The organism is Nocardia sp. CA-145437 (genome assembly GCF_050956485.1).
Classification (GTDB): Bacteria; Actinomycetota; Actinomycetes; order Mycobacteriales; family Mycobacteriaceae; genus Nocardia.
Genome location: NZ_CP191204.1, coordinates 403,907 through 418,247, shown reverse-complemented (window position 1 = coordinate 418,247; position 14,341 = coordinate 403,907). Strand labels below are relative to the sequence as shown.

Annotated in this window: 12 protein-coding genes and 1 tRNA gene; 2 read left to right on the top strand and 11 right to left on the bottom strand. The window is 69.1% G+C overall.

What is annotated here, in order from left to right:
- Positions 1–22: 22 nt before the first annotated feature.
- Positions 23–1,087: an NAD(P)H-dependent amine dehydrogenase family protein gene (locus ACQPYY_RS01905; protein ID WP_433592569.1), complete on the top strand. Its 1,065-nt coding sequence runs from the start codon at positions 23–25 to the stop codon at positions 1,085–1,087.
- A 780-nt stretch (positions 1,088–1,867) separates the two neighbouring features.
- Here the strand turns inward: ACQPYY_RS01905 and ACQPYY_RS01900 are convergent.
- From ACQPYY_RS01900 to ACQPYY_RS01880, 5 genes are all read right to left on the bottom strand, one after another.
- Positions 1,868–1,943: transfer RNA gene (locus ACQPYY_RS01900), tRNA-Thr, on the bottom strand.
- A gap of 82 nt (positions 1,944–2,025) precedes the next feature.
- Positions 2,026–3,240 (bottom strand): DNA polymerase III subunit delta', encoded by a 1,215-nt coding sequence (locus ACQPYY_RS01895; protein WP_433592568.1) that lies wholly within the window; start codon positions 3,238–3,240, stop codon positions 2,026–2,028.
- Positions 3,241–3,282: 42 nt separating this feature from the next.
- Positions 3,283–3,789, bottom strand: a complete 507-nt coding sequence (locus tag ACQPYY_RS01890) for a DinB family protein (protein ID WP_379103674.1) — start codon at positions 3,787–3,789, stop codon at positions 3,283–3,285.
- 61 nt (positions 3,790–3,850) lie between these two features.
- Positions 3,851–6,838 carry a type I DNA topoisomerase gene (topA, locus tag ACQPYY_RS01885; protein ID WP_433592567.1) on the bottom strand — a complete coding sequence of 996 codons (2,988 nt, stop codon included), beginning with the start codon at positions 6,836–6,838 and terminating at the stop codon, positions 3,851–3,853.
- Positions 6,839–7,080: 242 nt separating this feature from the next.
- Positions 7,081–7,284 (bottom strand): cold-shock protein, encoded by a 204-nt coding sequence (locus ACQPYY_RS01880; protein ID WP_029925108.1) that lies wholly within the window; start codon positions 7,282–7,284, stop codon positions 7,081–7,083.
- A 435-nt stretch (positions 7,285–7,719) separates the two neighbouring features.
- Here ACQPYY_RS01880 and ACQPYY_RS01875 point away from each other — a divergent pair, with 435 nt between their 5' ends.
- Positions 7,720–10,116: a DEAD/DEAH box helicase gene (locus tag ACQPYY_RS01875; RefSeq protein WP_433592566.1), complete on the top strand. Its 2,397-nt coding sequence runs from the start codon at positions 7,720–7,722 to the stop codon at positions 10,114–10,116.
- 320 nt (positions 10,117–10,436) lie between these two features.
- Here ACQPYY_RS01875 and ACQPYY_RS01870 read toward each other — a convergent pair whose 3' ends face one another.
- The 6 genes from ACQPYY_RS01870 to ACQPYY_RS01845 form a co-directional block, all read right to left on the bottom strand.
- Positions 10,437–10,832: an Rv3654c family TadE-like protein gene (locus ACQPYY_RS01870; protein ID WP_433592565.1), complete on the bottom strand. Its 396-nt coding sequence runs from the start codon at positions 10,830–10,832 to the stop codon at positions 10,437–10,439.
- The gene (locus tag ACQPYY_RS01865) at positions 10,829–11,143 is read right to left on the bottom strand and encodes a TadE family type IV pilus minor pilin (protein ID WP_433592564.1); all 315 of its coding nucleotides are present in this window, start codon (positions 11,141–11,143) and stop codon (positions 10,829–10,831) included. The genes ACQPYY_RS01870 and ACQPYY_RS01865 overlap by 4 nt, the downstream gene beginning before the upstream one ends.
- A gap of 35 nt (positions 11,144–11,178) precedes the next feature.
- Positions 11,179–11,373, bottom strand: coding sequence for a DUF4244 domain-containing protein (locus ACQPYY_RS01860; protein ID WP_379103805.1), 195 nt, complete (start codon positions 11,371–11,373; stop codon positions 11,179–11,181).
- A 78-nt stretch (positions 11,374–11,451) separates the two neighbouring features.
- Complete coding sequence (locus tag ACQPYY_RS01855; RefSeq protein WP_433592563.1) at positions 11,452–12,048, bottom strand: type II secretion system F family protein; 597 nt, start codon at positions 12,046–12,048, stop codon at positions 11,452–11,454.
- Entirely contained in the window at positions 12,045–12,635 is a 591-nt protein-coding gene (locus ACQPYY_RS01850) for a type II secretion system F family protein (protein WP_433592562.1), read from the bottom strand. Before ACQPYY_RS01850 ends, ACQPYY_RS01855 begins: the two co-directional genes overlap by 4 nt.
- A 456-nt stretch (positions 12,636–13,091) precedes the next feature.
- The gene (locus ACQPYY_RS01845; RefSeq protein WP_433592561.1) at positions 13,092–14,288 is read right to left on the bottom strand and encodes a TadA family conjugal transfer-associated ATPase; all 1,197 of its coding nucleotides are present in this window, start codon (positions 14,286–14,288) and stop codon (positions 13,092–13,094) included.
- Between the last annotated feature and the right edge of the window lie 53 nt (positions 14,289–14,341).

The following is a 14,341-nucleotide window of genomic DNA, read 5'->3' as shown; positions in this document are numbered from 1 at the left end:
CGCCGCGCCCCAGGAGTTTTCCATGACCTACCGCGTAGTCCAGTGGAGCACAGGCAATGTCGGCCGCCGCGCCCTGCGCTCCATCATCAACCGCCCCGAACTCGAACTGGTCGGCGTCTGGGTGTCCAGCGCCGAGAAGGCCGGCAAGGATGCCGGGGAACTGGCCGGTCTCGACCGCGAGACCGGTGTCCTGGCCACCCGGGACGCCGAGGCCCTGCTGGCCCTGAAGCCCGACTGCATCGTCCACACCGCCATGGCCGACGACCGCCTGATGGAGGCCGTCGAGGACCTGAAGACCTTCCTCCGCGCCGGCATCAATGTCGTCTCCAGCAGTCCCGTCTTCCTCCAATTCCCTTACGGCACCCTCCCCGACGAGGCCATCGCCCCCATCGTCGAGGCCGCCGAGGCGGGCGGCGCGTCCCTGTGGGTCAACGGCATCGACCCCGGCTGGGCCAACGACTGGCTGCCGCTGCTCCTGTCCAGCGGCTCCGAACGCATCGACCGGGTCATCTGCTCGGAGATCATGGACTATTCGACCTACGACAATCCGAAGGTCGTCTTCGACATCATGGGCTTCGGTAGCAAGCTCGACGACCTCCCCCTGCTCCTGCAGCCCGGCATCCTCACCCTCGCCTGGGGCAGCGTCATCCGTCAGCTCGCCGCCGCCCTCGACATCGAACTCGACTCGGTGACACAGCATTTCGAGCGCCTCCCCACGACGGAACCGATCCGCATCGGCGCCCACACCGTCGAGGAAGGCACCGCCGCGGCCCTCCGCTTCCAGATCCACGGCATCCGTGACGGCCGCGAAATCCTCACCCTCGAACACGTCACCCGCCTCCACCCCGACCTGGCCCCCGACTGGCCCCAACCGGCCGGATCAGGTTGCTACCGAGTGGAAATCAAGGGCGAACCCGACTACCTCCTCGACCTTCAGCTCTACAGCAACGGCGACCATGCCGAAGCCGGAGTGGTCGGCACCGCCGCCCGCCTGGTCAGCACCATCCCCGCAGTAGTCCAGGCCCGCCCCGGCCTTCTGACAGCCATGGACCTCCCCCTGACCACCGGCCGCGGCCTGGTCTCCTGACCCGCCGACGACAAAGGTGAGGACCACGATGGTCCTCATCTTTTCTTGTGCGCCGCCCGGTCTTTTCTTGTGCGCCGCCCGGGGAATCGAACCCCCGACCTTTTTCATTACCGCAGGTCACGACTGCTCCCACACGCTTCAGGGCTGTTGATCACCTGAGTAGGATTCTGATCAGGGCGATCGCAGATGGGGGTATCTCCTGGACGGCGCCCCTGGACATACGCCCCCGGATGGTCACGACGTAAGTAGTTGCACGAACGAGATGTGCGAGGTGACGACATCGATTAGTCGCAGCAGTCGGCAACGAGTCCGCCCGAAAGGCAATGATGATGACCAACCAGACTTACCGAAATGTCACACGTCAGCTGTTCACCCCGTTCGTGCTGGCAGGGGTAGTGATGGCAGTTCCCGCGACGGCGGCGGTTCCAGCCGTGGCCGCGTCGAGTGCGGCGTCCGGCGTCGTGCAGGTCGATCGGACTGGAGGGTGGTCCGATAGTTTCGCCGAGCCGGTTGTGCCACCTCCGCCCGTCCCGCCCCATGGCTGCGACAACGAAAACTGCGGAGAGAGCGACGGGGGCGAGAAGACCTGCACCGACCCCAGCGAGACCGGGGACGGCTGCACCAACGGCGAACACGGCGGGACCGGAGGTGGCCCAGGGGTCGCCGAAGCCCGCGGAATCCACCACGCCACAGGCACATCCCTGGTGATCGGGAGGTAGCGGTGGATGATCCCGAAACGACAACAGGTGGAGAGCGACGATCGCTCTCCACCTGCTTGTTTGGAGCCGCCTGGGGGAATCGAACCCCCGACCTTTTCATTACGAGTGAAGCGCTCTACCGACTGAGCTAAGGCGGCGTGCCTTCCGGCGCTGCGAGTCTATCGTCTCGTGCCCGAATCGCGAAAACGTGTGTTCACGGTGACCAACCACACTCGGCGGTCAGGCGGAACGGGCTGCCATCAGGGCGGCGACCATGGCGGCGAGGGCGAAGCGGGGCTTCACATTGGTTTCGAGGGCCTCACGGCAATCGAGGACGGCTTGGATGGAAAGGAGCAGGCCTTCAGGTCGGACGTCGGTGGCGAGTTCGCGGATCTGGTCGGCCATATCGGGGTGGGTGAGGGTGACGCCGGCCGAAGAATCGGCGGCGGCCGCGCCGAAACGGACGGCCAGCGCGTCACGGTAGAGGCCCGCCACATCGATCAGGGAACGGTCCAGGGCGTCGCGGCCGGTGCGGGTGGCGCGTGATTTCTGGCGTTTTTCCAGGTCTTTCAATGCTCCCGCGGAACCCCGGGTCGCCGAGGCAGTGCCCTTCCCGGTGCCGCCGGCGCCCAGCGCGGTGGCCAGGGCGTCGCGTTCCTTCTCATCGCGGTCGGCGCTGACCAGCTTGGCCTCGTCGTCGGCGGACTTCACCAGCTCATCAGCGGCCGCATAGGCCTGAGCGGGGCGAGCGGTCGCCGCGACCAAGGCCAGGGCCCGGCGGCGGCGCGCACGGGCGTCGTCATCGGTGGCCAGCCGGCGGGCGCGACCGACGTGCCCGCCGCTCACCGAGGCCGCCCAACCGGCGACCTTGTCGTCCAACCCGTCCCGCTCACGCAGCACCCGGGCGATCGACTCCACCGACGGCGTCGCCAAATGCACATGGCGGCAGCGGGATCGCAGCGTCACCGAGATGTCCTCCGGATCCACCGACGGCGCGCAGAGCAGGAAGACCGTACGGGCAGGCGGCTCCTCGACCACCTTCAGCAGCACATTGCCCGCCGCCTCGGTCAGCCGATCCGCATCCTCCACCACCACGACCTGCCAGCGGCCGGTACTCGGCCGCCGCGACGCCACCTGCACGATCTCGCGCATCTCCTTGGTGCCGATGCTCAAACCCTCCGGCACCACCCGGCGCACATCGCCGTGGGTGCCGGCCATGGTGGTGGTGCAGGCGTGGCAGCGGCCGCAGCCGGGCGTCCCCTCGTCCGTGCACTGTAGAGCGGCCGCGAAACACAGCGCCGCCACCGACCGCCCCGAACCGGGCGGACCGGTGAACAACCAGGAATGCGTCATGGCCGACGACGATCCGGCCCCACCCCGCGCCGCCACCGCCGCAGCCGTCAACTCGGACTCGACCGCACCCTGGCCGACCAGCCGATCGAAGACACCCGCCACGCCGACCACCTTAGCGGCCACCCCCGACAGCGCCGCCGAGTGTCAGTTCGCGCGCTGATATGTCGTGTTCGCGCCGTCCAGCGCCTCACGGATGATGTCCGCGTGTCCGGAATGGTGCGCGATCTCCCGCAGGATGTGCAGCAGGATATAGCGCACGGTCAGCCACTCCCGCTCCGGCGCCCACGGGGCGGTCGGCGTCGGCACCGAATCCTCGAGGTTCGGTAGTTCGCGGATCAGCTTCGCGGTGTGCTCGGCCACCGCCTCCCACTCGGTGAGCAACCCCGCGACCGTCTGGTCCGCGTCCAGCCGGTACTCGGAATCCATTCGGGAGACATCGAATTCGGAGTTCGGGTCCCGCTCGACCAGGATGGTGGTCCAGTGCCGCTCGACATTCACGCAATGACTGAGCAGCCCGCCGAGGGTGAGTTCACTGATCGTGGTGCGCTGGCGCGCCTGTTCGTCGTCGATGCCCCGGACAGTGATCCGGAGCAGGTCCCGCTGGCTCGCGAGAACCTTGATCAGCTCTTCCCGCTCGTGGTCGACCGTCATCGAATGCCCTTCCGCTGGTGCGTGTTCCGAACAGCACGCTACGGCAGGGCACCGACAATCGTCAGGATTGCGCCGACGCGGCGCTCTTCGTCGCGGCCTTCTTGGCCGGGGCCTTCTTCGCCGCCGCGGCCTTCTTGGTGGTGACGCCGTCGGCCGTCTTGGCCGCCGCCTTCTTCGCCGCCGCCTTCTTGACCACGGTCTTGGCCACCGCCGTCTTCTTGGCCGGGGTCTTCTTCGCCGCCGCCTTCTTGGCCGTCTTCTTCGCGGCCTTCTTCACCGGGCCGCGCGCCCGCCGGTCCGCCAGCAGCTCCGAAGCCCGGGCGTCGGTGATGGACTCGACCTCGTCGCCCTTGCGCAGGCTGGCATTGGTCTCGCCGTCGGTGACGTACGGGCCGAAACGCCCGTCCTTGATCACCATCGGCTTCTCCGACACCGGGTCGACGCCCAGTTCCCGCAGCGGCGGCGCGCTCGCCGCCTGCCCACCACGCCGCTTGGGCTCGGCGTAGATCTTGAGCGCCTCCTCGAGGGTCACCGTGAAGATCTGGTCCTCACCGGTGAGCGACCGCGAATCGGTGCCCTTCTTCAGATACGGCCCGTAACGGCCGTTCTGCGAGGTGATCTCGTCCCCGGAAGCCGGGTCGACACCGACCACGCGCGGCAGCGACAGCAGCCGCAGCGCCTCGTCCAGCGTCACCGTCTCCACGCTCATGGACTTGAACAGCGAGCCGGTGCGCGGCTTCGGCTTGTCGGCCGCCTTCTTGGTCGTCTTCTTCGCGCCGGTGTCGGCGTCCTCGACCGGCTCGGGCAGGACCTCGGTGACGTACGGGCCGAAACGTCCTTCCTTGGCGACGATTTCGTGTCCCGACTCCGGATCCACACCCAGCGAGCGACCCTCCTGCGGCGTCGCGAACAGCTTCTCCGCGACCTCCGGGGTCAGCTCGTCCGGCGGCAGATCGTCGGGCAGGTTGGCGCGCTGCGAGACCGGATCCCCGTCCGGGTCATCGGGATTGACGACCATGCGCTCCAGATACGGCCCGAACTTGCCGACCCGGACCACCACATCGCGGCCCTCCTCGTCGGCGAAGAGCTTGATGGAGTTGACTTCTCGCGCGTCGATGCCGTCGAGTCGTTCGCCCACCATCTTTTTCAGGCCACCCTCGCGCGCGACCGAACCCTGCGCGCCGTGATCGCCACCGAAATAGAAGGAGGACAACCAGTTTCCGCGCTGCTCGCGGCCGCCGGCGATGGCGTCGAGGTCGTCTTCCATGGCCGCGGTGAAGTCGAAGTCCACCAGCCGCCCGAAGTGTTCCTCCAGCAGGCCGATCACCGCGAACGCCACCCACGACGGCACCAGCGCGCTACCGCGCTTGTACACGTAACCGCGGTCGAGAATGGTCTTGATGATCGAGGAGTAGGTGGACGGACGGCCGATGCCGAGGTCTTCCAGCGCCTTGATCAGCGAGGCTTCGGTGAATCGCGCGGGCGGATTGGTGGTGTGCCCGTCCGGCAGCAGCTCGATGGCGGTGACGCCCTGGCCCTCGGTCAGCGCGGGCAGCCGCGATTCGGCGTCATCGGACTGGCCGCCCGCCTCCTCGTCGACACTCTCCACGTACGCCTTGAGGAAGCCCGCGAAGGTGATGGTCCGGCCCGACGCCGAGAACACGCACTCCTCACCGGAATTCGCGACACCGGTGATGCGGACGGTCAGCGTGGTGCCGCGCGCGTCCTGCATCTGCGAGGCCACGGTGCGCTGCCAGATCAGCTCGTACAAACGGAATTCGTCGCCGTCGAGCTTGTTGTGCAGCTGGCCCGGGGTGGCGAAGGTGTCACCGGCGGGGCGGATCGCCTCGTGTGCTTCCTGGGCGTTCTTGACCTTGCGCGTGTACTGCCGCGGCGTGGGGCTCACGTACTCCGCGCCGTACAGCTGGGTGGCCTGCGAGCGCGCCGCCTGAATCGCCGACTCCGACAAGGTCGTCGAGTCGGTACGCATATAGGTGATGTAGCCGTTCTCGTACAACCGCTGCGCCACCCGCATGGTGCGCTCGGAGGTGAAACGCAGCTTGCGTCCCGCCTCCTGCTGCAGGGTCGAGGTCATGAACGGCGCGTACGGCTTTCGCGTGTACGGCTTCGACTCCACCGAGCTGACGGAGAGATTTACGCCGTGCAGCGACTCGGCCAGATGCTGGGCGTCGGCGGCGCGCAGGACGCGAACGGTCGGTGCGGCGGAGTCGTTGGACTGCGACTTCAGCTGCCCGTCGGCGCCGAAGTCACGACCGGTCGCGACCCGCAGACCGTCGACACTGACCAGGCGTGCGCCGAAGACCCGCGGATTCCCGCCGTCCTCCTTGCCGCCGGCATCCAGTTTGGCCGCGATGTCCCAGTACTCCGCGGACCGGAACGCCATGCGCTCCCGCTCGCGCTGCACGATGACCCGGGTCGCCACCGACTGCACGCGGCCCGCCGACAAACGCGGCATGACCTTCTTCCACAGCACCGGCGACACTTCATAGCCGTAGAGCCGGTCCAGGATGCGCCGCGTCTCCTGCGCGTCGACCAGATCCTGGTCCAGTTCCCGGGTGTCGGCCGCGGCCGCGCGGATCGCGGGCTCGGTGATCTCGTGGAACACCATGCGCCGGACCGGCACCTTGGGCTTGAGGGTTTCGAGCAGATGCCAGGCGATGGCCTCGCCCTCGCGGTCGGGGTCGGTGGCGAGGTAGAGCTCGTCGGCGTCGGCCAGCAGGCTCTTCAGCTCGCTGACCTTCCCCTTCTTTTCGGGGCTGACAACATAGATGGGCTCGAAATCATGATCGACGTCGACGCCGAGCCGCGCCCACTGTTGTCCTTTGTATTTGGCGGGCACATCCGCCGCACCACGCGGCAGGTCCCGAATGTGGCCGACCGACGCCTCCACCACATAACCGCGGCCCAGATACGGGGCGATCTTCTTGGCCTTCGTCGGCGACTCGACGATCACGAGACGACGCAGGGAACGGCCCTGGTCGGGCGCTGCCTCGGGGTTCGGCGCTGCACCGCGGTCTCGTGTTGCCACCGGCGAACACACCTTTCGTCTCGATCCGCGCCGGAGCTTGGTGTACGCGCTCTACGCGGCTGGGGCAAAGCGGCTGCGATGTCCGATATCGCTGCCAGCAACGTTTATACCGTGTTCAAAGGCCGCGGCTGGTGCGCGGCGACGATGTAGCCCCTGATCGTGATCGAGTGTAATGGGTCAAGATATGGGTCGTCCCCCACCGCCGGGGGCGATGGGGGACGGAACCTTAGGGGTTGGCTCGCTCAGAGCGCGCGAACACCGGTGGCCTGCGGGCCCTTGGTGCCCTGACCAACCTCGAACTCGACCTTCTGGTTCTCCTCGAGGGTGCGGAAGCCCGACCCCTGGATCTCGGAGTAGTGGACGAAGACGTCAGCGGAGCCGTCCTCGGGCGCGATGAAGCCGAACCCCTTCTCCGCGTTGAACCACTTCACAGTTCCCTGTGCCATTCTGTTCCTTCTCTTTCCATACCGGAACGGCGGACAACTGGGTTCATCCACCGGGTCCGTTGAGACCGCTGTACTCTGTTCCCCCTGCAGGAAAGCACCTAGTACACCGTTCGCAACATCGATCCTGCTGATGGTTTGGACTTTAGATCCGTTCCCTCGAACACAGAAGCTTGCGACCAGGGACCAGTGAACCATGTCTTCGGGCAATTCAACAGCGGAGTTACCCACAATTTGCAAAAAAGTTGATCTTGCGAATGCGCAGGTGAGGGGCATAATGCCCAAATCCGTACTTGAAGTTGGTTTGCTTCCGGATAACAGAGCGAGCATCTGGCAAACAGGGTGTGAGGCAGGTCGCTACCCTGTAGGGAAATGGCAGGTAGAGCGGCGGACGCACACACGTTTCGCACCCCTTCGGCGTGTCGCGATGGCGCTTCGATGATTGATCGAGATCCGGCGCCGCGATCCGGAGATGCGAGCGACATCAGCTACGGGAGATCGTTGCTGAATCGTGTCCTAAACGGCCCTGTTTCAGGTGACTCCCGCCTCACTCATGTTCGTGAGCTACCACCGCGCTCGGCGCAGGTCACGAAATGGCCCGAATGGACATCTCCCGACGTCATCGCCGCAGTTCAGGCGGCCGGGGTCGCGGAGCCGTGGAGCCACCAGAGCCGGGCCGCGGACCTCGCCGCGGCGGGCCGGCACGTGGTGGTGTCGACCGGAACGGCGTCTGGAAAGTCGCTGGCGTACCAGCTGCCGGTGCTGACCGCGCTACAGGAGGATCCGCGGGCCACCGCGCTGTATCTCGCGCCGACCAAAGCGCTGGGAGCCGACCAGCTGCGCATGATCAATGAGCTGACCAGCGAAGATCCGCTGCGGAGCATCCATCCCGCGCCCTACGACGGCGACACGCCGGCGGAGATCCGGCAGTGGGTGCGGTCGCACGCGCGCTGGGTCTTCACGAATCCGGACATGCTGCACGTCGGCATGTTGCGGTCGCATCAGCGGTGGGCGCGGCTGTTTCGGCAGCTCAGGTACATCGTGGTCGACGAATGCCATATCTATCGCGGGGTTTTCGGGTCGCACGTGGCGCTGGTGCTGCGCCGACTCCGGCGACTCGCCGAGCGGTACGGGGCCGATCCGGTCTTCGTGCTGTGCTCCGCGACGGCCGCCGACCCCGCCGCCACCGCTGAGAAACTCATCGGCGCGCCGTGTGTCGCCGTCACCGAGGACGGGTCGCCGCAGGGCGCGCGGACCGTGGCGCTGTGGGAGCCGCCGCTCGTCGGCAGCGGCGTGACCGGGGAAAACGGTGCGGCGCTGCGGCGTTCGGCGGGAGCGGAAGCGGCCACCGTGATGGCCGATCTGGTGGCCGAAGGCGCCCGCACCCTGACCTTCGTGCGGTCCCGGCGCGGCGCGGAACTCATCGCCATGGACACCCGGCGGCTGCTCGCCGACGTGGACGCGGGACTGCCCGGGCGTGTCGCGGCCTATCGGGCCGGATATCTGGCCGAGGACCGGCGCGCCCTGGAAGCGGCCCTGTCGGAGGGCACGTTGCTGGGAGCCGCCACCACGAATGCCCTGGAACTGGGCGTGGACATCGCCGGACTGGACGCCGTCGTGGTGGCGGGATACCCGGGGACGGTCGCCTCGTTCTGGCAGCAGGCCGGGCGCGCCGGACGCCGCACCCAGGGGTCTTTGGTGCTGCTCATCGCCCGTGACGACCCGCTGGACACCTACCTCGTGCACCACCCGGAAGCGCTGCTCGGGCGGCCGCTGGAAGCGACCATCACCGACCCGCACAATCCGTACGTGCTCGGGCCGCACCTGCTGTGCGCAGCGCTGGAACAGCCGCTCAGCGATGCCGAAGTGCATGCCTTCGAAGCCTGGGAACTGCTGTCCGACCTGGCCGAACAGGGTCTGATCCGGCGGCGGGCGGGCGTGGCGCGGGACGGGTCGGCGCGCTGGTTCGTGACGGCCGACGCGCACCCGCACGACGCGGTGGACGTGCGCGGCGGGATCGGCACCGCGATCGCGGTGGTGGACGTCGAATCGGGGCGCATGCTGGGCACCACCGACGCCGGGCGCGCCCCCGCGACCCTGCACCCGGGCGCGGTGCACCTGCATCAGGGCGAGAGCTATGTGGTCGACGAGCTGGACCTGGAGGAGGGCGTCGCCCTGGTCCGCGCCGACACGCCGGGGTGGAGCACCAGCGCGCGGGCGGTCACCACCCTGGAGATCGAGGCGGTCACCGAGGAACGGCGGTACGGCTCGGTCACCACGGGTTTGGCCCAGGTGCTGGTCACCCGGCAGGTCGTCGCCTACCTGCGCAGACTGCCCAGCGGCGAGGTGCTGGACCTGATCCCGCTGGACATGCCCGCCCAGACCCTGCCCACCCGGGCGGTGTACTACACCGTCACGCCGGACCTGCTGGCCCGGGCCGGGATCGACGCGCGACACGCTGCGGGCGCGCTGCACGCGGCCGAGCACGCCGCCATCGGCATGCTGCCGCTGGTCGCGACCTGCGATCGGTGGGACATCGGCGGAGTGTCGACGGCCGAACATGCCGACACCGGTCTGCCAACAGTATTCGTCTACGACGGACATCCCGGCGGGGCCGGATTCGCCGAACGCGGGTTCCTGCGACTACGCCACTGGCTGACCGCCACGCTGGGCGTGATCGACTCCTGCGGCTGCGCGGCCGGGTGCCCGTCCTGCGTGCAGTCACCCAAGTGCGGGAACGGCAACAATCCCCTGGACAAGGCCGGGGCCGCGCGGCTCCTGCGGGCGGTTCTGGCCGATCTGGGCGAAGGTGACGACGGCACTCCCGAACCGTGACGCCGCCGTCGCCGCGGTGAGACCGGAGCGCCATCCGACCAACCGGTCGGCGTCGTCAACTGGCAGATATCGGGCCGAATCCGGATGCTGGAGGGTGGCGGCGACACGCCGAGGCCTCGAGTCGATTAAAAAGGGATGTCATCCTGTTAACTGAGGGGTTGCTCCACTCGAATATGGCACTCGTGGATTTACCTGTGCATTCATTCGAATGAGTCTCGGGCAACGAATTGCAATGCAATCGAAACCTCTTCAATTCGGCTAAAGCTTTCATCGAATTTCCGCATTGATCGACCACCGATGTGGCCCGCGCCATCACAATTTTAACCAACCGCTCGGTACGAGATATCCCCTCGCAACCCCAGGTCATCCCCCAAGCCCGCCCGGGCGGCGGCCCGGACATCGCGCTCCCCGAGCGGCCCGAGCGACACCCGCCCGACGACCGTCACCGTCACGTCCCACCCCCGCGCCTCGCACCCGGCAGACCGGACACCCATGCGGGCCGCGATCTCGGCGGCCCGGCGACACGCGGCACCCACGCCGCCATCCAGGGCACCCGCCGCCGCGAGCGCGCCCAGATCCGCGGCGGCCTGCACCCGATGCCGGGCCGCGACCGCCACCCCGACCTGTGCGACCAGGATCGTCACCGCGAACAGGCCGATCAGCGCCAGGCACGCGGTCACCGTCACCCCGCCCGAATCCCGCCGCGGACCGGTCATGGCGACTCCCCCGGTTCCCGAGCCGCGACCGCCGCCGCGTGCAGCGTGACCGGGACCAGCGCGGCGTGGGCGCTCACCTCGGCCACCACGAGCTCCCCCTCGGACCGGACGACGATCCGGGCACCGGCCGGCGCCAGCCGTCGGGCGGTCGCGACGCCGGTGTCGGTCTCGCCGCGGGCCGCGAGCCGGGCCGCCTCACGGGCGGCATCGACACACCGCACCTGCGCCGACACCGCCAGCAGAGCGCCGACACCGAGGATCACGACCGCGACCAGCGCGGCCAGCGCGATCGCCGCCTCAACGGTCGCCATCCCCGCCTCGGCATGATCAGGTGGTGTGGCATACGTCACTTGACGGGAGTCTTCAGGGCTCGGTCGATGATGGCGGTCAGCGCGCTCACGATGCTGTTCCCGGTGACCACGGTGTAGAGCACCGCGCCGAAGGCCGCGGCCGCGATGGTGCCGATCGCGTACTCGGCGGTGCTCATACCGGAGTCGGCGGTCAGGGCGCGCAGCAGTCGGGCGCGCAGTTCCCAGCACAGGTGTCGGATGGTCGTTCCCACGGTTTCTCCCTCCCTCGTCGCGGCGCGGCGGTTCCGCGCCGACACAGTCGTCGGCGGTCACAGCAGACCGCCGTCCAGAACCCGGCCCGCGAGACCCAGTACCACCGGGACGATGCCCAGGCATACGAAGGCGGGCAGGAAGCAGAGGCCGAGCGGGCCGCCGATGAGCACCCCGGCCCGTTCGGCGCGGGCGGCGGCGGCATCCTCGAGCTCCCCGCGGCGGTGTTCCGCCAATTCGGTGACGGCGGTGGCCAATCCGGTTCCCGAACGCGCCGACCGGCGGGCCATCCGGGCCAGCGCCGCCACCGCGTCGTCGGCGACACCCTCGGTGGCCTGCGCCCAGGCGCTCGCGGGATCCGCGCCCAACACCAGCAGATCCGAGACCCGGGACAGGACCGACGCCAACGGCTCAGGCGATTCCGCGGCCACCGCGGCGGCGGCCCGTGCGGTGGGCAGCCCGGCTCGCAGGCAGGCTGCGAGCAGATCGAGCGCCGAGGCGACGCCCAGCACGTCCGGATCGGCCGGAAAGGCCGAAGGCATCGGCGGTTCCGCCGACGTGGAGCCACGCATCCGGCGCAGCCTGCGCACCGCGCCGACCCGGCCCGGCAGGACCAGCAGGGCGAGGGCCGCCAGCACGGCGACAGCGGGACTCATCGCAGCACCTTGCCCGCGATGGCGTCGGACCACAACAGACCGGCACAGGTGAGGGCGGAACCCAACGGCAGCAAGGCCGTTCCCGTCGGGGACAGGAACAGCACCCGCAGTGGAGCCGCGCCCATCAGCTGTCCGAGGCCGATGCCGAGGACCGGAAGCAGGGCCAAAACCACCGCTGTCGCTCGGGCTCCGGCCAGCGCCGCGGCCGTGCGGTCCCGAAAGCGTTTGCGGCCCAGCAGATCCAGACGCGCGGCCGTCAACAGCTCGGCCAACGCGAGGCCGTGCCGCTCCGCCACCCGCCAGGCACCGGCCACCCGGGACAGTTCCCGTGCCACCACCGAATCGGGGCGGCGCAGGCCCTCCGCGCCCGACCCGCCCAGTCGGCTGCGCGCGGCGCTGACCGCGAAAGCCCTGGCCACCTCGCCCTCGGTCTCGACCGCAGCCACCGCGGCCGCCGCACTCGGATGGGCCCCGATGCGCAGTTCACCGATCACCGCCTCCAACCCCTCCAGCAGCTGCGCTGTGGCGACGATCCGCGACCGCTCACGGCGGGACCGGCGAAAGCGGGTCACGAGGGTCGCGGACACCAGCAACCCGGCCAGCACAGGTCCTGGACCGGCGAACAGCAACAGAGGCGCGGCGGCGAATGGAAGTGTTCGAACAACCCAGGTGCACTGGGCCTTTCGCGCGCCCGCGGGTTGATCGAACAACCTACGCAACCGCCGTCGGGCGATGGGCGGCGGCAACAAGAACAGCGCGATCGCGACGCACACCAGCACGGAAGCCGAGTGGCCGATGCCGGTCAGCATCAGTTTCCTTCGCTCAGCGATTCGGGCGACTCTTCTTGTGCCCCAGTCGATTCACCGCCAGCACAGCGACTACATCCCGTGGGCCAGGCCAGCCCGAGACCGGGGAACCGCGACCCGTGCAGGCCGAATGGATTGCAGCACGGCGCATTATCGACCGGAACCGGGTAGGTCTTCTCCAGACGGACGCGCGGAACCGCTCCGGGCCGCGGGCACCCGCACGAACCCGAACACTCGTCACTCGCGGGAATCATCAGGGGTCCTTTCCTCGAGCAGGGTCAGCAGGGCGGCCGCCGCCGGGGCCGGACGATCGTCGGCGGTCCACGCGGGGACGAGCCGCACCCGGCCACTGTCGGCCGTGACCAGGCCGATCTCGCGGAGCGTGCGGCGGCCGTCGGGATGGCGGTGAACGTGCAGGATCACCTGGATCGCCGCCGCCAGCTGGCTGTGCAGGGCGGCCGCGGGCAGGCCGCCGAGAGCGGCCAGCGCCTCCAGGCGGGCCGGGACTTCGCCGGGCGAGTTCGCGTGCACCGTGCCCGCCCCGCCGTCGTGTCCGGTGTTCAGGGCCGTCAGGAGGTCCACCACCTCCGCGCCGCGGACCTCCCCGACGACAATGCGGTCGGGCCGCATGCGGAGCGCCTGGCGGACCAGGTCGCGCATCGTGACCTGGCCCGCGCCTTCGACATTGGCGGGCCGGGCCACCAGCCGGACCACGTGCGGATGCGGCGGCGCGAGCTCGGCCGCGTCCTCGACACAGACGATGCGCTCGGCCGGATCGACCGTGGCCAGCAGGCTCGACAGCAGGGTTGTCTTGCCCGATCCGGTCCCGCCCACCACCAGGAAGGCGAGCCGGGCGCGAATGATGCGCTCCAGCAGCGACTTCGCGTCGGAGTTCACCGCCCCGGCCGCCGCGAGGGCATCCAGGCCCAGGGTGGCGGGCCGCAGCACCCGCAGAGACAGGCAGGTGCCGCCGTGTGCGATCGGCGAGAGCACCGCGTGCAATCGGACGCCGAACGAATCCCCCTGTGCCGCCCCGATTCCCGGCAATCGACCGTCCACCCATGGCTGCGCGTCGTCCAGCCTGCGTCCGGCCGCGAGTGCGAGCCGCTGGGCCAGGCGCCGCACCGCCGCGTCGTCCGGGAATCGGATCGATGTGCGTCGCAGCCCCCGCCCGCGATCCACCCACACCGACTCCGGTCCGGTGACCAGCACATCGGCCACCTCGGGATCGTGCAGCAGCGGTTCCAGCACCCCGGCTCCGGTCATCTCGGTCTGCAGCATTCGCAAGGCGCGCAACAGATCCGTGTCGGCCAGCACCCCGCCGGCCTCGGTCCGGATGGCCGCCGCCACGCGAGCCGGATCCGGATCGGCGGCCCCGTCTGCCAGCCGCTCCCGCACCCGCTCCAGCAGTTCGGCCGTCACCAGCTCACTCATCACGCACCTCCACATCGAAGGCGAGCCAGCGGCAGCCGGGCCCGGACCCGATA

Excerpts from the sequence above, each read along its gene's own strand:
- ACQPYY_RS01905 (WP_433592569.1), top strand. The coding sequence starts at position 23 with ATGACCTACCGCGTAGTCCAGTGGAGCACAGGCAATGTCGGCCGCCGC.
- ACQPYY_RS01890 (WP_379103674.1), bottom strand. The coding sequence starts at position 3,789 with ATGACGGTCGACCACGAGCGGGAAGAGCTGATCAAGGTTCTCGCGAGC.
- ACQPYY_RS01880 (WP_029925108.1), bottom strand. The coding sequence starts at position 7,284 with ATGGCACAGGGAACTGTGAAGTGGTTCAACGCGGAGAAGGGGTTCGGC.
- ACQPYY_RS01875 (WP_433592566.1), top strand. The coding sequence starts at position 7,720 with ATGATTGATCGAGATCCGGCGCCGCGATCCGGAGATGCGAGCGACATC.
- ACQPYY_RS01870 (WP_433592565.1), bottom strand. The coding sequence starts at position 10,832 with ATGACCGGTCCGCGGCGGGATTCGGGCGGGGTGACGGTGACCGCGTGC.
- ACQPYY_RS01865 (WP_433592564.1), bottom strand. The coding sequence starts at position 11,143 with ATGGCGACCGTTGAGGCGGCGATCGCGCTGGCCGCGCTGGTCGCGGTC.
- ACQPYY_RS01855 (WP_433592563.1), bottom strand. The coding sequence starts at position 12,048 with ATGAGTCCCGCTGTCGCCGTGCTGGCGGCCCTCGCCCTGCTGGTCCTG.
- ACQPYY_RS01845 (WP_433592561.1), bottom strand. The coding sequence starts at position 14,288 with ATGAGTGAGCTGGTGACGGCCGAACTGCTGGAGCGGGTGCGGGAGCGG.